The organism is Clostridium sp. UBA6640 (genome assembly GCF_002455975.1).
In the GTDB taxonomy this organism is placed as follows: domain Bacteria; phylum Bacillota; class Clostridia; order Clostridiales; family Clostridiaceae; genus Clostridium_J.
Map to the genome: position 1 here is coordinate 1 of NZ_DKLM01000078.1, position 17,498 is coordinate 17,498.

Annotated in this window: 21 protein-coding genes and 1 pseudogene; 20 read left to right on the plus strand and 2 right to left on the minus strand. The window is 27.9% G+C overall.

The window, feature by feature from the left end; translation table 11 throughout:
- Positions 1-213: 213 nt before the first annotated feature.
- The 9 genes from spoIVB to B2W91_RS08550 all read left to right on the plus strand — a co-directional run bounded on the left by spoIVB (position 214) and on the right by B2W91_RS08550 (position 6,422).
- Positions 214-1,401: a SpoIVB peptidase gene (gene spoIVB, locus B2W91_RS08510; RefSeq protein WP_291580035.1), complete on the plus strand. Its 1,188-nt coding sequence runs from the start codon at positions 214-216 to the stop codon at positions 1,399-1,401.
- A 185-nt stretch (positions 1,402-1,586) separates the two neighbouring features.
- Positions 1,587-2,396, plus strand: a complete 810-nt coding sequence (gene spo0A / locus B2W91_RS08515; protein WP_291580036.1) for a sporulation transcription factor Spo0A — start codon at positions 1,587-1,589, stop codon at positions 2,394-2,396.
- Positions 2,397-2,593: 197 nt separating this feature from the next.
- Positions 2,594-2,725 (plus strand): hypothetical protein, encoded by a 132-nt coding sequence (locus tag B2W91_RS08520; RefSeq protein ID WP_291580065.1) that lies wholly within the window; start codon positions 2,594-2,596, stop codon positions 2,723-2,725.
- Positions 2,726-2,967: 242 nt separating this feature from the next.
- Positions 2,968-3,156: a hypothetical protein gene (locus B2W91_RS08525; protein ID WP_291580066.1), complete on the plus strand. Its 189-nt coding sequence runs from the start codon at positions 2,968-2,970 to the stop codon at positions 3,154-3,156.
- 858 nt (positions 3,157-4,014) lie between these two features.
- On the plus strand, positions 4,015-4,206 hold the full coding sequence (locus B2W91_RS08530) for a hypothetical protein (protein WP_291580038.1): 192 nt from the start codon (positions 4,015-4,017) through the stop codon (positions 4,204-4,206).
- Positions 4,207-4,417: 211 nt separating this feature from the next.
- The gene (locus B2W91_RS08535; protein ID WP_291580040.1) at positions 4,418-4,594 is read left to right on the plus strand and encodes a hypothetical protein; all 177 of its coding nucleotides are present in this window, start codon (positions 4,418-4,420) and stop codon (positions 4,592-4,594) included.
- Positions 4,595-5,147: 553 nt separating this feature from the next.
- On the plus strand, positions 5,148-5,282 hold the full coding sequence (locus B2W91_RS08540) for a hypothetical protein (RefSeq protein ID WP_291580042.1): 135 nt from the start codon (positions 5,148-5,150) through the stop codon (positions 5,280-5,282).
- Positions 5,283-5,369: 87 nt separating this feature from the next.
- Positions 5,370-5,777, plus strand: a complete 408-nt coding sequence (locus tag B2W91_RS08545; RefSeq protein ID WP_291580044.1) for a hypothetical protein — start codon at positions 5,370-5,372, stop codon at positions 5,775-5,777.
- Between the two features lie 177 nt (positions 5,778-5,954).
- Positions 5,955-6,422: an N-acetylmuramoyl-L-alanine amidase gene (locus B2W91_RS08550; RefSeq protein WP_291580045.1), complete on the plus strand. Its 468-nt coding sequence runs from the start codon at positions 5,955-5,957 to the stop codon at positions 6,420-6,422.
- A gap of 160 nt (positions 6,423-6,582) precedes the next feature.
- Here B2W91_RS08550 and B2W91_RS08555 read toward each other — a convergent pair whose 3' ends face one another.
- Positions 6,583-6,885, minus strand: coding sequence for a hypothetical protein (locus tag B2W91_RS08555; protein ID WP_291580046.1), 303 nt, complete (start codon positions 6,883-6,885; stop codon positions 6,583-6,585).
- Between the two features lie 511 nt (positions 6,886-7,396).
- Here B2W91_RS08555 and B2W91_RS08560 point away from each other — a divergent pair.
- From B2W91_RS08560 to scpB, 11 genes and pseudogenes are all read left to right on the plus strand, one after another.
- A pseudogene (locus B2W91_RS08560) lies at positions 7,397-7,510 on the plus strand (sporulation initiation factor Spo0A C-terminal domain-containing protein); the annotation flags it as partial.
- A 453-nt stretch (positions 7,511-7,963) separates the two neighbouring features.
- Positions 7,964-8,482, plus strand: coding sequence for an NUDIX hydrolase (locus B2W91_RS08565; protein ID WP_291580047.1), 519 nt, complete (start codon positions 7,964-7,966; stop codon positions 8,480-8,482).
- A 74-nt stretch (positions 8,483-8,556) separates the two neighbouring features.
- Positions 8,557-9,180: a stage II sporulation protein M gene (spoIIM, locus tag B2W91_RS08570; protein WP_291580048.1), complete on the plus strand. Its 624-nt coding sequence runs from the start codon at positions 8,557-8,559 to the stop codon at positions 9,178-9,180.
- A gap of 18 nt (positions 9,181-9,198) precedes the next feature.
- A complete protein-coding gene (locus B2W91_RS08575; RefSeq protein ID WP_291580049.1) occupies positions 9,199-9,423 on the plus strand; it encodes a hypothetical protein in 225 nt (74 codons plus the stop codon).
- Between the two features lie 17 nt (positions 9,424-9,440).
- Positions 9,441-10,319: a site-specific tyrosine recombinase XerD gene (xerD, locus tag B2W91_RS08580; RefSeq protein ID WP_291580050.1), complete on the plus strand. Its 879-nt coding sequence runs from the start codon at positions 9,441-9,443 to the stop codon at positions 10,317-10,319.
- Between the two features lie 33 nt (positions 10,320-10,352).
- Positions 10,353-11,528 carry a phosphopentomutase gene (locus tag B2W91_RS08585; RefSeq protein ID WP_291580052.1) on the plus strand — a complete coding sequence of 392 codons (1,176 nt, stop codon included), beginning with the start codon at positions 10,353-10,355 and terminating at the stop codon, positions 11,526-11,528.
- Positions 11,529-11,539: 11 nt separating this feature from the next.
- Positions 11,540-12,355, plus strand: a complete 816-nt coding sequence (locus tag B2W91_RS08590; RefSeq protein ID WP_291580054.1) for a purine-nucleoside phosphorylase — start codon at positions 11,540-11,542, stop codon at positions 12,353-12,355.
- Positions 12,356-12,533: 178 nt separating this feature from the next.
- Complete coding sequence (locus tag B2W91_RS08595) at positions 12,534-13,838, plus strand: pyrimidine-nucleoside phosphorylase (protein ID WP_291580055.1); 1,305 nt, start codon at positions 12,534-12,536, stop codon at positions 13,836-13,838.
- A 219-nt stretch (positions 13,839-14,057) separates the two neighbouring features.
- Positions 14,058-15,248: a D-alanyl-D-alanine carboxypeptidase family protein gene (locus B2W91_RS08600; RefSeq protein ID WP_291580058.1), complete on the plus strand. Its 1,191-nt coding sequence runs from the start codon at positions 14,058-14,060 to the stop codon at positions 15,246-15,248.
- A gap of 653 nt (positions 15,249-15,901) precedes the next feature.
- Positions 15,902-16,651 carry a segregation/condensation protein A gene (locus B2W91_RS08605; protein WP_291580060.1) on the plus strand — a complete coding sequence of 250 codons (750 nt, stop codon included), beginning with the start codon at positions 15,902-15,904 and terminating at the stop codon, positions 16,649-16,651.
- Positions 16,644-17,213 (plus strand): SMC-Scp complex subunit ScpB, encoded by a 570-nt coding sequence (gene scpB, locus B2W91_RS08610; protein ID WP_291580062.1) that lies wholly within the window; start codon positions 16,644-16,646, stop codon positions 17,211-17,213. Before B2W91_RS08605 ends, scpB begins: the two co-directional genes overlap by 8 nt.
- 25 nt (positions 17,214-17,238) lie before the next feature.
- Here scpB and B2W91_RS08615 read toward each other — a convergent pair.
- A partial coding sequence (locus tag B2W91_RS08615) for a transposase (RefSeq protein WP_291580064.1) occupies positions 17,239-17,498 on the minus strand: 260 nt, incomplete at its 5' end.

The following is a 17,498-nucleotide window of genomic DNA, read 5'->3' on the forward strand; positions in this document are numbered from 1 at the left end:
TACTATGAAAAGGTAGGAAATTTTTTAATATATAATTTCCTACCTTTTCATAGTAATCGAAAGATAAGCAGTTATTAAAGATCTTTTTATTAACCTTTCTAAATAATAGTAATATCACATCAATTTTAACTTTTAAAGAAATATCCTCTCAACATAATAAGTATTAAAACAGGGCAATTTAAGAGTACAGACTTGAAAAGGAGGTATAGCATTATGAAGAGATGTAATGGTTTATGGGGCTTTTTTATATCAATTTTCTTATCACTAACTATAAGCAATTATGGTTCTTTTAATGAATATATTTTTCATAATACATTAAAAGAAGAAAATAGGCATATAGAAGCATCCTATATTAAAGATCATGACCTAAATAATATACAAAGCAACAACATTAACGATTTTAGTAATAAGGATATATTATTAACTCAAAGCACATATGCTAAAGCTTCCGAAATAAAACTATGTCCGGGAGGTCAGCCTATAGGAATAAAGCTTAATACTAAAGGTGCTTTAATAATTGCTCTGTCTGATATTGAAACAAAAGATGGAATTGTTAGTCCAGGAGCAAAAGCGGGAATACAAATTGGAGATAGTATAATAAAAATAAATGAAGTAGATATAAAGAGTTCTGAAGATGTATCTACTTATGTAAACAGATGTAATGGTGATGAAATTACTATTACAGTTTCTAGAAAAGATGAAACGTTAGATATAGCAGTGAAACCTGTTTTAAGTGCGAACGATGGTAAATATAAAATTGGACTTTGGGTAAGAGATTCAACTGCTGGTGTCGGTACGTTAACTTTTTATGATAATAATACAGGAAAATTTGGAGCACTAGGGCATCCAATAACGGATGTTGATACAGGTAGTATAATGAATATATTAAATGGAGAAGTAGTTTCTTCTAATATCGTATCAGTAAGAAAAGGAACAAAAGGAAATCCAGGAGAACTTAGAGGAATATTCGTTGATGAAGAAAAGTGCCTTGGAAATATATCTAATAATACTGAATGTGGAGTGTTTGGAGAAGGAAATATCGGTCTAATAAACAACAGTTATTCTACTCCATTACCTGTAGCATCTAGAGATGAGATAAAAATAGGTAAAGCTCAAATATTAACTACAGTAGAGGGAAGCGAACCAAAATTTTATAATATAGAAATTGAAAAGCTTTTACCTCAAAAGGAACCAGGGTCGAAAAGTATGATTATAAAAATAACAGATAAAGAGTTCTTAGAGAAAACAGGTGGTATAGTACAGGGTATGAGTGGAAGTCCTATAATACAAAATGGAAAAATAATCGGTGCTGTTACTCATGTTTTAATTAATAAACCAGATACGGGATATGGAATTTATATAGATTGGATGCTAAATGATGCGGGAATTTTAACAAAATAGGTAGATTTTATGTATAAAAAATAATAAAATGTATAAGAGTAGTATTATTTTATACATTTTATTATTTTTAGCAATTATTCACATTTTTATTTTTTATAATTTTTAAAGAAGGAATTGTTTTAGTTTTGTCGAAATTATAAATTGTTAGTATATGGCAATTTATAGAAAAAGGGGAGTATAATAATATGGAACAAACTAGTATCAGTGTACTTATAGCAGATGATAATAAGGAATTTTGTAATATTCTTAATGATTATTTATTGAGCCAAAGAGATATAAATGTTGTCGCCATTGCAAAGGATGGTATAGAAGCTTTAAAATTAATACAGGAAAAGAAACCTGAATTAGTTGTTTTAGATATAATTATGCCGCATTTAGATGGACTTGGAGTACTTGAAAAATTAAATAGTATGAATTTAGATCCTATGCCAAGAATAATTGTTCTATCTGCAGTAGGACAAGATAAAATAACTCAAAGAGCAATAACATTGGGAGCAGACTATTATGTAGTGAAACCATTTGATATGGATGTATTTACAAAGAGAATTAGACAAATGTTTAATAATACAATAACTAGTGACGATACTAAAAAACCAGTAGTAGTAGATACACCAGAAGTAAAAGCTACACAAAACGAACCTATGAATTTAGAGGCGGAAATTACTAATATAATTCACGAAATAGGTGTTCCTGCTCATATTAAAGGATATATGTATCTAAGAGAGGCTATTACATTAGTCGTGAATGATATTGAATTTTTATCTGCAGTTACTAAGGAATTATATCCAACTATAGCTAAGAAATATAATACTACTGCTAGCAGAGTTGAAAGAGCAATAAGACATGCGATAGAAGTAGCTTGGAGCAGAGGTCAAGTAGATACCATAAATAAATTATTTGGATATACTATTCATAATGATAAAGGTAAACCTACAAATTCGGAATTTATTGCAATGGTTGCAGATAAATTAAGATTAAAAAATAGGGTGGGATAATAGAACAATATCAAGGGTTTATGGTTGATTCGCTTTTTATGAAAAAAATTAAATTTGTGAAATAAGTGTATTAATTTCTAAAAATAATTCAATAGGCTTTCTTCGTTTATAGGATAAATGGAGGAGGTCTATTTTTATGAAAAATATTAATTTTTCAATTGACGAGTTTATGATTTATTCTGAATCAAAAAACTATGATGAGTTATGAACAAACTTTAAGATTATTTTCTAAGTATTTAAATGAGGAATTACAAATAACAGATGTAACAAAAGTAACTGAAAAAATATTGCGAGAATATATTAGCTATATTAAAGAGCGAGGAAAATAGACAATTGCAATAAATGAAAGCACCTTAAAAATTAATGCTCCACATAGAAGAAAAGATTATAATAAAAAAATTTCTATACAACTGTAAATAACTATATTAGGAATATAAAAGTATTTTTTAATTTTTTAAAAGAACAAAATTATATTAAAAAAGATATAGTAAAGAATATCAAACCTTTTAAAAAGGGCAGAAAAGTAAAAGATTTTATAACTGATGAGCAGTTTGCTAATTTACTAAGACATATAGACACAACAAAATTTCATGAGTACTCTGACTATATTTGTATTCAAATCATTTTAGATACTGGAATGCAGGTTGGAGAATGTTTAGAAATCAAAGTAGAAGATATAAATTTAAATTATAGAAGTATTTTGCCTCCAGCGGAAAATACAAAGGAAAAAGGGATCGATATGTTTATTTTAGTCAAATAATGCATAGAGAATTAAGAAGACGGTTGTAATATAAAGATAGATATATAGAAAGTAAGTATGTATTTTGCACTAGTAAAGTAAGTCCTGTACTTATTAGAACTTTTGAAAAGAAATTAAAAGAATATGGAAGAAGAATTGGTATAGATATACGTCATCATCAATTACGTAATGAAATGATGCAATTACCTCTAACTTGAGTAATGGTGCTTTTAGATTGTATTGCTTACTTCAAAGTATGTGCTACGGAGATAAGGATGATTGATTTCCTAACCAGCCTTATCCAAAAACGTCGTAGAGGGTCTATAAGCAATGTCTATACAATCTTAGGTAAAAGATATTACAACAAGTAGACAAGGCTGTAAACAAGGTTAAAAACGCTTATAAAAGCTATCAGAACAAATTGATATACTTAAAAAGGAAATATTTTTAGAAAATAATTTATCAAAATCAGCAGAAATATATATTTCTAAATCAGACTGCGATGAATTGGAAAATTGCAAAAAAGTTTATCCTTTATAAATCATTAATACAAATTCCAATTTATTAACGAATTTAAAAAGATAAAATAATATTTATTAAAGCGCTTATTTATGTAGGTGCCTTTTTAGACCCCTTTTTATAGCACTTAGGATAATCTAGGTGCTACTTTATTAATTGTATTATGAATAAAAGGCAATTTAAAAACATCTAAATTAAAAGGAAGAATGTTAGGTACTCAATAGAGTGTTTTTTTAATGCATAAAATGAAATGGTATTGTTAAGCTAACACCAAAACAGAAGATAATTATATAAATATTATACTTAAATATAATATTTATATAATTATGTGCTTGGTGTTATAATGTAGTCAAAAAGCGTATGAGGAGAGAGAGTTATGGGATTATTTTCTGGGGAGACTCGACAAGAAAAGCAAGAAAGAAAAGAAAAGAAATGGAAATGAATGAATATATAGAGGATATAGGATTAGAAGCATTAGTTAAACAAAATTGGTTGATATTAAAGAAGCTAGATAGTATAGATAAAAATCTGAAAGAACTAAATAATAAGTAGGGCACTCATTTATATGGGTGTCTTTTTTAAATACTTAAAAGCAAGTGAGGTGAGAAGGTAGATTACGTAGATGTGAAGGTAGGTGGCTATTATTCCAATAAATAATCTAAAACTTGATAAAGAAATTCGAAGAAATATCTTAATCATTTCTCAGTTATTAGAACATCTAGAAAACTAGGTGCTATTTTTATTTGTAAAGTAGGTAATAGGTATGAAGCTAACTAAAAAAGAACAAAAGTTATTATGGCTTAGAAGATACCAACGTAAACATAAATTAGATTTAACTATAGATGATTATTGCAGGATATTATATACAATAGTATTTACATTAGCAAATAAAGCAGTATCTGAATTAGATGCTAAGATTGCAGAAAATATTAAGAGATAAAGAATAAATGTAGCTATCAAATAGAAAAAATTGTTATAAAGAGAAGGAAAATCTCCTAAAATGTGGAGATAAACACATAGGAGGAGGTGAATAAATTATGAGACAATTTATTATAGGATGTATAGCAGGTGGAATTATTTATATTCTTAATTATGTATATCATAAGTCATCTACTGAGATTGCTAACTCAAAAAAAGATTAGTAGTGAATTAAATTAAGATAGAAAAATGATAATATATAGGGCATTCATTTATATGGGTGTCTTTTTAAATGCATAAAAGAAGGTGTTAGAAGATAGATTACTTGAATGTAAAGGTAGGTGATTGTTACTAGCCTTAAAAAATTATGTAGATGTGGAAAGATAGTAGATTATACAGAAAAATATTGTAAGGAATGTAATAAGAAAGTTGAACAGAAAAATAAAGAAAGTTATAAAGAGTATAAAAGGAATAGAAAGGATAAGAAAGAGTAAGCATTTTATATTAGCGATGAATGGATAAAGGTACGTGATAAAGTTAAGGACAAGTATAAAGGAAGGTATAGTAATATAGGAATGGCAGAGTATAAAAAATTCATATTTGTAAGAGCAATAACAGCTAGAGTGGAAGTAGAACAAAGAGAAAAAGAAGATATTATTAAGGAATACGTAAAATTAATAGAAGAAGAAAAGAGAGAAATTTTATTTTAAAATGCATTTTTAAAAGGATTTTACACTTTTTTGTCTAATAGTTTTTAAACAAATATATTTTAACAATGTAGTAACGGAGGATTAATAATGTTTAAAAGCAACAGATTAAAATCTAAAAAAACATTTTACAATATTGTATGTTTAATTTTAGTGATAGTTATAGCTATTGGAATAACTGCAGGTATAATTGGCAATACAATAGATGATAAAACTATTGGAATATGGACTATTATAGCATCAGGAATTACATCTATAGCATTAATAGATACATTAGTTATGTCTATAAATTCTTCTTTAGACAATCAAAAAGATATATGTGTAAAATTAGTTAGGGAAAACAAAAATAAATATATAATTGAGAGTGATGAGAGCTTTAGAAAAGAATTAGAGTTGCAAATTAACAGTATTAAAAATGATAAATGTATTATAGATAATGTTCAGATAATTTCAACGGGCAATAGTAGAGAAGGATATATCTTTTATTATAAAGATTAAAACAATTTTATTTAATAATCATTTACGCTACTTTTGAAGTAGTCTTTTTGCATTTGAAGTAATAAAGGCAATAAGGCCTTTTAAACTATTTGGATTACACATAATTATTTAAATTAGACTACATAATTATAATTATGATTATTACATTTGAAGTAAACTAGAATAAGAGGTGAGAATATGGAAGAAGAGATAATAAAAGTAGCGATCAGTCAAGGATTAGGATATACATTATTTGTTAGTATACATTTTAATTGTTTCAATGGACAGACATATGGAACTGAAGTATTTATATGGGGTGGTGGACAATTGCAAGAAGCTACTAGAGTATTAAATAATTTAGTAGGGCTTGGATATGTCCATAGAGGAATAAAAGATGATAGTAATTTATATGTAATAAGAAATGCAAGAGCTAAAGCAGTGTTAATAAAATGTTGTTTTTGCGACAATAGAGAGGATATGGATAAATATGATGCGGAAAGAATAGCGGATGCAATTACAGAAGGTGTTACATGTAAAACTATATCTAATAATATAGAAGTAAATAAGGGGGAGTATGATATAGAGAAAATAGTTACTTACTTAGGAGATGCTGATGTATTTTCAGCTATCTTAGTATCAAAGTTAAAGAAAATAGTACAGTTGTAGGAAATAATAGATTTGGAACTTTTAAAAATGCTGTAAAATTGTTATAGAATATAAATTAGAACAGGCAATATATTAATGCATATATTGCCTGTGGTTATATTCTATACTTTTGTTGAAAATATAATTTATGATTAACTCACCTTTTATTAGTGATCATATTTTAGGTTCTCTGAGGGCAGTATTGACTAGGATGAACATATCTAACTCCACTCTGGGTATTGGTAGATCCACACTTTGAGCAGTTATAGGTTGAATACCAATGTGTCTCATAGGCATCACATTCAGCAGAATAGATAGTCCCATTAATCGTATATTTAATAGGATGCGGAACTTTAATATTATAAGAATTTCCACCAGTTAAAGTGCACGTATTATGGTCACAACCACATGGAGTAGCTGATACAGAAGTAGTATTTAACAATAATACTGTCATTACAATTGGCGCTATTGATAATTTTTTCATATAAATCCTCCTTAATTTAATTATTATACTTATTTACAAATATGTTACAATTATAACATAATAAACCAGTTGTGCAAATGTATTCATACGAAGATAAAGGTGTTAAATAAAATAGCTCGTTAAATAAAAGCAAAACTTAAATAAGTTGTAGAATAAGCAATATAGATTATTAACCTTAACATGAGATGTATTTAAATTTGATTGCTATCTCTTTTTGATGTTTAGCGGCTTCAAGCTGAACCATAACATAGGATGTATTAAGAATCTAAATATTTTTTATCTACATTCTATTTATGGATGTTATAAAATAAGATGTCGAACAAAACTATATATAATATGTAGGAATTTCTTAAATATATTTGATTCTTTTAAATAATAGATGTATAAAGCAATTTAAAGCAGTCCTATAAATGAATGAAAAATTTATTGGTATGTGTTTTTAGAAATTTACAAATAATATAACGGTTTAAAGTTAGCAAACCGTTGGTATTAATCAAGTAGATGCCATAAAAAAATATTTGGATATACTATTCATAATGATAACGGTAAACCTACAAATTCGGAATTTATTGCAATGGCTGTAGATAAATTAAGATTAAAAAATAGGGTGGCTAATAGAATATAATAGGTCGACATTACTAAAATTGGGAAAATTGCATAGAAAAAAATGTTATGACCATACATCAACTGATATGTTTTATTAAGTCGATTAAAATGGAATATTCTGCGAAACCTCTTATTGATTCATATAGATATTTGTGCCAATAAGAGGTTTTCTTTTTTGTCTAGATTAATAGAGTATAATTCATAGTTAGACGGTGTTCTAAATATGAATTTAAAGAATAATATGAGAATCTCAATATGGAAAATAATAAACTAGAACTAAATGTCGTTGATTTTTCTGGATAAAGTATTATATAATAAAGTCAATAAACTGGAATTTTTAGCCTGATTAATAGGGAGGCTTTAAAGAAATATTCAGTGATTTAAATATAGTAAGTTTGAATTAAAAATAAATTTATCAGCCTATGTATATAATTAAGTATTACATAGGTTTGAACTTTTTAGGAGGTATTTTATGAAGCTTTACGAGAAAACCATTAATAAAGAATATATATATAAAGGAAAGATCTTAAATTTAAAGATAGAAGAGGTAGAACTTCCTGATGGTAAGACTAGTAAAAGAGAAATTGTAGAACATCCTGGAGCAGTGGCTATATTGGCTTTTAAAGATGAAGATACGTTAGTATTAGTAGAACAATTTAGAAAACCATTAAATATGTCAATATTAGAAATACCAGCAGGTAAATTAGAAGCTGGAGAAAATCCAGAGCTATGTGCTATTAGAGAATTAGAAGAAGAAACAGGATATAAGTCAAAAGAACTAAAATACTTAGGGAAAATAGCAACTACTCCGGGCTTTAGTGATGAGTATATTCACATATTTAAAGCAACAAGTCTATATGAAGGAAATATAGGTGGAGATGAAGATGAGTTTATAAATCTACATGAATATAAAATAGAAGAAATAAAAGAAATGATTAAAAGTGGAGAAATAATTGACGGTAAGACTATCGCAGCATTAAGCTTTTTATAATCATTTTAATGGCATATAACTTTATCTAACTACATAAATATTAATTAACTTTATGTAGTTAGGAGGAAGTTAGAATGTCTTTAAGAACTTTATCAGAAGGATTTAGCAGGCAATTAGATGAAGACTTAATCTTATATTTTATTGCAATACTTTGTCTTTGTGTAGGTATTGTTTTAGGGATATACGGAGTTAAAAAATTAACAGTTGTAGAAAAAGATTCAATTGTAAATTATATAACAGTAATATCTGATAGTTATTTAATAAAAAGTACAAGCTATAAATCAATATTCATTCAAGGTGTGAAAAATAATATTTTTATCATCTTTGCCTATTGGGCTTTAGGATTAACAGCTATAGGTATTCCAATAATATTAATACTAAATATCTTTAAAGGATTTACAATAGGTTTTACTTTTAGCTTTTTTATATCAAAATTAAGTAGTAAAGGAGCTTTGTTATCATTCTTAGGAGTTCTTCCACAAAATTTTATTTATATTCCATGTATTATTTTTGCATCGGTTTTAGGAATTAAATATTCTTTTTCTAAAATTAAAAGCAAAGTTCACTATAAAAATATAAATTTAAAATTAAACACTTTAAATTATTCAGCTACTCTTTTATGCTGTGGATTAATTACCTTCGTAGGTATACTTTTTGAAACTTTCATAAGTCCTTTTCTAATTAAGTTAATGTTATAAATATAGGAGTATAATTTTATGAATAAAGAATTAAGGGATTTTCTGATATTATACCTTAGAACTTTAATCATCATAATTTTTATGGGCATAATATTACCAAATATATTAGATTATACACTTCATTTGGTAACTAAGGGATCAACAATATATGAAAATAGCATTTTAGTTTGTAAATCTATTGATAAACAACGTGAGCTGTTATATAATTACATTCATATCTTTAAACTTTTTATGAATTTTTAGATTTTATGGAGTTTTATATGAATGAATTATTAAGAAAATATATTGAGCATTTACAATTTAAAAATTTATCTTACAATACAATTGATGCATATAAAAGAGATTTAACCAATTTCATTGATTTTTTGAAGTGTAGAGATGAAGAGTTAAATACTATAACTACTGATGTAATCATTCTTTATGCACAAAAGTTACAAAAGGAAGGGAAAGCTAATACTTCAGTTATTCGTAATATTATTTCAATAAGAAATTTTTACAAATACCTACTTATAAATAAAATAGTAGATGAGGATCCAACTTTAGCTTATGAGCTTCCTAAAAATAAAAAAGAAATACCTAAAATTTTAACAGTAGAAGAAGTAGATAAGTTTTTATTACAGCCAGATTTATCTACTGCTAAAGGTATAAGAGATAAAGCTATGTTAGAAGTTATGTATGCTACTGGGATAAAAGTAAGTGAATTATTGGGATTAACAATCTATGATATAAATTTAAAGCTTCTCTATATTAAAATTAGGAGCAAAGATGGAGATGAACGAATAATTCCTTTGGGCAGAACTGCGTGTAAATATCTTAGTCAATATTTAGAAGTACGTGATCAGTTTAATAAATATAACTTTGATTTATTATTTTTAAATATTAAAGGTAATAAGATGAGTAGACAAGGTTTTTGGAAAATAATTAAATATTACTCTAAAGAGGCAAATATAAATAAATATATGAATTCCTATACTTTGAGGCATTCCTTTGCAGTTCACTTATTACAAAATGGCGCAGATATTAAATCTGTTCAGGAATTATTAGGTCATAATAATATGAGTGCTACCCAAATTTACTCATTTATTTCTAGAAAAAATAAGATTGAAGAGATTTATAGAAAATCCCATCCGAGAGCATAGTAATATTGATAAACTGAAAGGAGTTAGGATTAGATGACAAAAAAAGTTGTACTTATAGTACTGGATAGTGTTGGCATAGGAGAGCTTCCTGATGCAAAGGAATATGGTGATGAAGGAAGCAATACATTAGGTAATATAGCCAAATCTATAAATGAATTTTCATTGCCTAACATGGAAAACTTAGGATTAGGACATATAGATGAAATAAAAAATATTAAGGCTTGTAATAATGTAGAAGGTGCTTACGGCAGATGTATGGAACTTTCTAAAGGTAAAGACACAATTACAGGACATTGGGAATTAAGTGGCGTTGTGTTAGAAAAACCATTGAAAACTTATCCTAAAGGCTTTCCGAAAGAGATTATAGAAGAATTTGAAAGTAGAATTGGGAGAAAAGTGTTAGGAAATAAAGTTGCTTCAGGTACAGCGATTATTGAAGAACTTGGAGAAGAACATATTAAAACAGGAGATCCTATAGTTTATACTTCAGCAGATAGTGTATTTCAAATTGCAGCACATGAAGAAATAATTCCATTACAAGAGCTTTATAATATGTGTAAAATTGCAAGAGAAATGCTTGTAGATGATAAAATGGTAGGAAGAGTTATAGCAAGACCATTTTTAGGAAATAAAAAAGACGAGTTTAAAAGAACGTCTAATAGACACGATTATGCATTAGACCCGTTTGATAAAACTATTCTAGACTATATTAAAGAAAATAATAAAAGTGTAATGGCTGTAGGTAAAATAGAGGATATATTTAATAAAAGAGGTGTTACGCATTCAGTTCATATAAAAGATAATATGGACGGTGTAGATAAAACTATAGATTATATGAAAACTGAAGAATGTGGGTTAATATTCACAAATTTGGTTGATTTCGATATGAAATATGGTCATAGAAATGATGTAGAAGGTTATGCTAGTGCATTAATAGAGTTTGACAATAGGTTACCAGAAATATTAGCAAACTTAGGTGAAGATGATGTGATTATAATAACAGCTGACCATGGATGTGATCCTACCGCTAAGGGTACAGATCATTCAAGAGAATACATACCAGTATTAGTTTATGGCAGACAAATAAAGCAAAATGTAAATTTAGGTACAAGAAAAAGCTTTTGTGATATAGGAAAAACTGTACTTGATTTATTAGATATAGAAAATGAACTTAAAGGTGAAAGCTTTAAAGGCCTATTAACGAATTAGGAGGAATTAATATGGATATTAAAATAGTTATGGAAAGTGTGGACTACATTAAAAGTAAATTAAATTTTCAGCCTGAAATTGGAGTAATATTAGGTTCAGGACTTGGTGATATGGCAGATACAGTAGAGGAAAGAACTGTAATAAAGTACTCTGAAGTACCTAATTTACCAGTATCTACAGTACAAGGTCATGCAGGACAATTTGTAGTTGGAAAGCTTAATGGTAAAAATGTTATAATGATGCAAGGTAGATTCCATTATTATGAAGGATATGATATAAGCACTTTAACATTACCTATATACATAATGAAAAATTTAGGAGTTAAATCATTAATAGTTACAAATGCTGCTGGTGGAGTAAATACTTCATTTGTACCAGGAGATCTAATGATTATTAATGATCATATTAATTTCTGTGGAAATAGTCCATTAATCGGAAAAAATGATGACAAAATTGGACCAAGATTCCCTGATATGTCAGAAGCATATTCAAAAGAATATGTTAAGTTAGCTCATGAAGTTAGTAGTGACCTAAACTTAAAATTACAAGAAGGAGTATATATGATGTTCTCAGGCCCAACTTACGAAACTCCATCAGAAGTAAGAATGGCTAGAATTTTAGGAGCTGATGCAGTTGGAATGTCAACAGTTCCAGAAGCTATTGCTGCTAGTCATTGTGGAATAAAAACTTTAGGAATATCATGTATAACAAATATGGCAGCAGGAATATTAGATCAGCCATTAAATCATGAGGAAGTAATAGAAACTTCTGCTAAAGTAAAATCACAATTTATTAAATTAGTTAAAGAAATAATATCAAGAATGTAATTTAAATTAGTTAAGCACTTCCTTTATACTGAAGGAAATGCTTAACTAAAAAACTTTAGAGAGCAATGAGCAATTTTATATCCTTAGTAAAGGAAATAATAAAGAACATATAACTTAAGGGGGTGGAATATTTCTACTCTGCATAAAATTTTATTGTGCACGATAGAAATAATATACTATGAGAATGTACGATTTAATATTAAAAAAGAGAAATAATGAGGAATTAAGTACGGAAGAGATAAATTTTATAGTAGATAACTATACTAAAGGAACAATACCAGATTATCAAATGTCAGCTATGCTTATGGCAATATATTTTCAAAAAATGAATGCAAGAGAGACTGCTGATTTAACTATGGCTATGGTTAATTCAGGAGATATCATAGATTTGAACCCTATAAGAGGAATTAAGGTTGATAAACATAGTACTGGTGGACTAGGAGATACAACTACATTAATACTTGCACCTATGGTTGCAGCGCTTGATATTCCAGTAGCTAAAATGTCAGGAAGAGGTTTAGGACATACTGGTGGTACAATAGATAAACTTGAGACTTTCAAAAACTTTTCAGTAGCTATGAGAGAAGAACAATTTATAAGTAATGTTAATAACATTAAAATTGCTGTAGGCGGTCAAACTGCTGATCTAGCACCAGCAGATAAGAAACTATATGCACTAAGAGACGTTACTGCTACAGTAGACAATGTTTCATTAATTGCATCTAGTATAATGAGCAAGAAAATAGCTTCTGGAGCAGATTGTATCGTTTTAGATGTAAAGGTTGGAGAAGGTGCCTTTATGAAAACAGTAGAAAATGCTCGTGAATTAGGAACTGAGATGGTTAAAATAGGAAGGTCTGTTAATAGAAATACTATAGCAGTATTGTCAGACATGGATCAGCCGTTAGGTCTAGCGATAGGGAATGCATTAGAGGTTGAAGAAGCTATAAATACACTTAAAGGCAATGGTCCTAAAGATTTAGAAGAATTATGTTTAACATTAGGCAGCCATATGGTAGTTTTAGCAGAAAAAGCTAAAGATGAAAATGAAGCAAGAGAAATGCTTAAAGAAGTAATAAAAAATGGTAAAGCCTTAGAGAAGTTTAAGGAATTTGTTAAAGCTCAAGGTGGAGATGAATCTGTAATTGATGATGTTTCAAAACTTCCTAAAGCAAAATATGTAATACCAGTTTTAAGTCCTAAAGCTGGGGTTGTTGAAAAAATACATGCTGAAAAATTAGGGATAGTTGCTATGGAACTTGGTGCAGGTAGAGCAACTAAAGAGTCAATAATAGATTTAGCTGTAGGAATTGTTTTAAACAAAAAAAGAGGAGATAAAGTTGAAGAAAATGAAGTTTTAGCATATATTCATTCCAATGATGAAAGTAATATAGAAAAAGCTAAAGCTGGAGTAATTAGTAATTATGTTATCTCTTCAAATTATGAAGATAATATACCGTTAATATATGATGTAATAAAATAGATAAAAAGCTTTCTGTATTGTGCAGAAAGCTTTATTTTTTAAAATAAGCTTAGATAAAATAAGGGGCGAAATTCTATTATATAATTTAAGGTTATATTAGAAATTTATCAATTTTACACAATATTTTTTTATACTATATAAATTTTAGTGAATTCTGTGATAATATTCTTATTTTAGGTAAAAATAAGTTTAGATAATTTTTACTTAAGGAGGATAACAATGAAAAAAAATAAAAAAACTCTATTGAGCTTATTATTAAGTTTTACATTATTAAGCCAGTTCTTAGTTATTCCAGTAAAAGCTGAGGATAAAATAAATAAAGAAGCAGCTACAAATGCTGTAGAGGTTGAGGCTAAATCAGCAGTATTAATTGAACCTTCTAGTGGTAAGGTGATTTTTGAAAAAAATCCTAACGAGAAATTTGCTCCAGCATCTGTTACAAAAATTATGACTATGTTATTAGCAATGGAGGCTATAGATTCTGGTAAGCTTAAATTAGATGATAAAATTGTTTGTAGTGCTAAGGTAAAATCTATGGGTGGAAGCAGTATGATACTTGATGAAGGGGAAGTTAGAACTGTTGAAGAGATATTAAAAGGTATAGCTATTGCTTCTGGAAATGATGCTGCAGTAGCAATGGCAGAACAAATAGGTGGTACAGAAGAAGCTTTTGTTGAAATGATGAATAAAAGGGCACAAGAGTTAGGAATGAAAAATACAAGTTTTAGAAACTGCACAGGGCTAAGTGCTGATGGACATTTAACTACTGCAAATGATATTGCTATTATGTCTATGGAATTATTAAAGCATCCTACCATATTAAAGTATTCTTCAATCTATATGGAAACTATAAGTGAAGGTCGTAAAAGTCCAATAGAATTAGTAAACCATAATAAATTAGTAAGATTCTATGAAGGCTGCGATGGACTAAAAACAGGATTTACAGAGGAAGCGAAATATTGCATTTCTGCAACAGCTGTAAGAAATAATGTAAGAATGCTTGCAATCATTATGGGTTCTCCAACTTATAAAATAAGAAATGCGGATGCAAGTAAACTTATGACATATGGATTTGCCAAATTTGAAAGCAAAGATGCAGTTAGAAAAGATGAAGAAATCGAAAGAGTAGCTCTAAATAAAAAAGGAGATAACTTCTTTATAGCCAAAGCTAAAGACAATTTAAAAGTAACAATGGAGAAAAATAGTGAAGAGGAAATAGTGAAAAAAGCTACTATAGATACCACAAGAAAGCACTATAAAGAAGGTGACATTGTAGGACATTGTGAGGTTTATGTAGGGGATAAGTTATTAGGGAAAGTAGAGTTATATAGTGATAGGGAAGCAAAACAATCTGAATTCTTTAAAAATATTAAAAATAGTATTTGTGACTTATTTGATAAAGCAATTTAAAATATTAAAGTAAAAATCCTAGGTNNACCTAGGATTTTTACTTTAATAATGAATTTTAGCCATAAAGATGCTATAATACTAGAGAGAAATTATTTTAGAAATTAGTGTGTTTTTATATAATTGAGGATTAATAATACTAATCAATATACTGTTACAGTGAATTCTCAGCAGAGTCTGGGAATTTTTCAATTATATTATTAAAAAATAATAAATTTTGAACTTATTATAATGAAGAAGTAAAAATCTAGCACTTAGAGAATGGACTTGCCTGAATTGTGTTCTCACCATGATAGAGATGTAAATGCTAGTAAAAGTCTACTGAAATTAGTAACGTAATTTGCTACTATAACGAGGTTGGCTAGACCTTTTGATCGTGGGTAAACTTACTTTAATAGGAGCATTGGTCACGAAGCTACCATTTGAGCAAAGTAAGTGGTAGCAGTTCACGCTGAATAGTAAAATATAGCTTAAGGCACTGTAATAAAATAATTAGTTAAAGTTAAAATGAAAGAAATACTTTTTATCAAATGAGAAATTAGATTCTGCTAATAGAACTAATATCATTATTTTTTTGATAAAATATGATGTGTAAAATTTAGCATAATGACTAGTTATTTTTTAAAAGATGCCTAATATAAAAAAGGAGTATTTTTATGGCATTAAGTATTAAAATAACTAACTTTGAAGGTCCTTTTGATCTATTATTACATTTAATTAAAAAGAATGAAATGGATATTTATGATGTAAAAATAATGGAGATAACAAACCAGTATTTACAATATTTAAATGATATGAAGGAAATGGATTTAGAAATAACTTCAGAGTTTATTGTTATTGCTGCTACACTTATTGAAATTAAGTCAAAGCTTTTATTACCTAAGCCTAAAGTTGAAGAAAATGAAAATGAAGAAGATGCAGCTAAGGAACTTATTGAAAAGTTAGTTCAGTATAAAAAATATAAATTAGCTTCTGAATTTTTAGCGTCTAAACAAAGGGAAACAGGAGCGGTATTTAGCAAAAAACCAGAAATAATTGAAGAGAAAAGTAGTAAAAAAGCAAATCCATTAGATTTGCTTAAGAATATAACAATGTTGGATTTGTATAATTTATATAATGAGCTAATAAATAATTACATAAACAAAATGAATGTGGGTTCAAATTTCCAAGAGAAGATTCAAATAGAAACTTTTAAAATTGAAGATAAGATGGAAGAATTAAAGAATTTGGCATCCTCTCATTCAAAACTTTATTTTACAAAGCTTATTCGTAAATATGAAAGTAAAACCGAGGTTATTGTTACTTTTTTAGCGTTGCTTGAATTGATAAAGTTGAAAACGGTGAAGGTTATACAAGAAAAAAATTTTTATGATATATACATAGAAAGGATAGAGGATAGTGAGTAAATATGATAATAATCAATTAGAAATAGAAGAAGTGTCTCATAAAAAAGTGTATTATTCTATCATAGAATCATTGCTTTATGTTAGTGGAGATCCATTAAGTGTAAATACTATAGCATCTATAATAGAGTGTTCTGTAGATTATACAGAAAAGCTAATGAAAGAACTAATGAAATTGTATAGAGAAGATGAAGTAAGGGGAATTAAAATAATAAAAAATAATAAGGAATATCAATTTGTAACTAAGCCCCAAAACTCCGAGCATATTCAAAAATTACTTAAAACTAATGTAAGACAATCCTTATCTCAAGCAGCACTAGAAACTTTAGCTATAATTGCTTATAAACAGCCAATTACAAGAGTAGAAATTGAAGAGATTAGGGGAGTTAAAAGTGATAGAGCAATTTACACCCTTATAGAAAAAAATCTAATTAAAGAAACGGGAAAAAAAGAAGTTGTAGGAAGACCTAACTTATATGCTACTACTGATGAGTTTCTAAAACATTTTGACTTTGGAAACATAGAAGAAATTCCAAGTTTAGATAGTTTTGAAGAGGAAGAGTAAAAAGAACCATGAAAAACATGGTTCTTCAGACTGTAGACAAAAGGCATATTCTCATGACTGAGAACATGCCTTTTGGAATTTTAATGGTAAATTTCTGGTTATTTGAATATACTTTGCAAATAAAAGTATAGAGACGAGAAGAATTACGTCTTCTATTCCACAGCCTATTGGCTAGCTTTTTTAAATTCATGCATGAGAAAATAAGCGTGACCTCCATCTTAACTTTAGCCAAACCTCTTAAATGAGTAAATCTCATGCCATGTTTTTCTTTTGCGTCAGCAAATA

Coding starts and splice junctions, on each gene's coding strand:
- B2W91_RS08535 (WP_291580040.1), top strand. CDS start 4,418: ATGAAGCTAACTAAAAAAGAACAAAAGTTATTATGGCTTAGAAGATAC.
- B2W91_RS08540 (WP_291580042.1), top strand. CDS start 5,148: ATGGCAGAGTATAAAAAATTCATATTTGTAAGAGCAATAACAGCTAGA.
- B2W91_RS08595 (WP_291580055.1), top strand. CDS start 12,534: ATGAGAATGTACGATTTAATATTAAAAAAGAGAAATAATGAGGAATTA.
- B2W91_RS08530 (WP_291580038.1), top strand. CDS start 4,015: ATGAGGAGAGAGAGTTATGGGATTATTTTCTGGGGAGACTCGACAAGA.
- xerD (WP_291580050.1), top strand. CDS start 9,441: ATGAATGAATTATTAAGAAAATATATTGAGCATTTACAATTTAAAAAT.
- spo0A (WP_291580036.1), top strand. CDS start 1,587: ATGGAACAAACTAGTATCAGTGTACTTATAGCAGATGATAATAAGGAA.
- B2W91_RS08600 (WP_291580058.1), top strand. CDS start 14,058: ATGAAAAAAAATAAAAAAACTCTATTGAGCTTATTATTAAGTTTTACA.
- B2W91_RS08575 (WP_291580049.1), top strand. CDS start 9,199: ATGAATAAAGAATTAAGGGATTTTCTGATATTATACCTTAGAACTTTA.
- B2W91_RS08545 (WP_291580044.1), top strand. CDS start 5,370: ATGTTTAAAAGCAACAGATTAAAATCTAAAAAAACATTTTACAATATT.
- B2W91_RS08555 (WP_291580046.1), bottom strand. CDS start 6,885: ATGAAAAAATTATCAATAGCGCCAATTGTAATGACAGTATTATTGTTA.
- spoIIM (WP_291580048.1), top strand. CDS start 8,557: ATGTCTTTAAGAACTTTATCAGAAGGATTTAGCAGGCAATTAGATGAA.
- B2W91_RS08565 (WP_291580047.1), top strand. CDS start 7,964: ATGAAGCTTTACGAGAAAACCATTAATAAAGAATATATATATAAAGGA.
- B2W91_RS08605 (WP_291580060.1), top strand. CDS start 15,902: ATGGCATTAAGTATTAAAATAACTAACTTTGAAGGTCCTTTTGATCTA.
- spoIVB (WP_291580035.1), top strand. CDS start 214: ATGAAGAGATGTAATGGTTTATGGGGCTTTTTTATATCAATTTTCTTA.
- B2W91_RS08585 (WP_291580052.1), top strand. CDS start 10,353: ATGACAAAAAAAGTTGTACTTATAGTACTGGATAGTGTTGGCATAGGA.
- B2W91_RS08550 (WP_291580045.1), top strand. CDS start 5,955: ATGGAAGAAGAGATAATAAAAGTAGCGATCAGTCAAGGATTAGGATAT.
- B2W91_RS08590 (WP_291580054.1), top strand. CDS start 11,540: ATGGATATTAAAATAGTTATGGAAAGTGTGGACTACATTAAAAGTAAA.
- B2W91_RS08520 (WP_291580065.1), top strand. CDS start 2,594: ATGAGTTATGAACAAACTTTAAGATTATTTTCTAAGTATTTAAATGAG.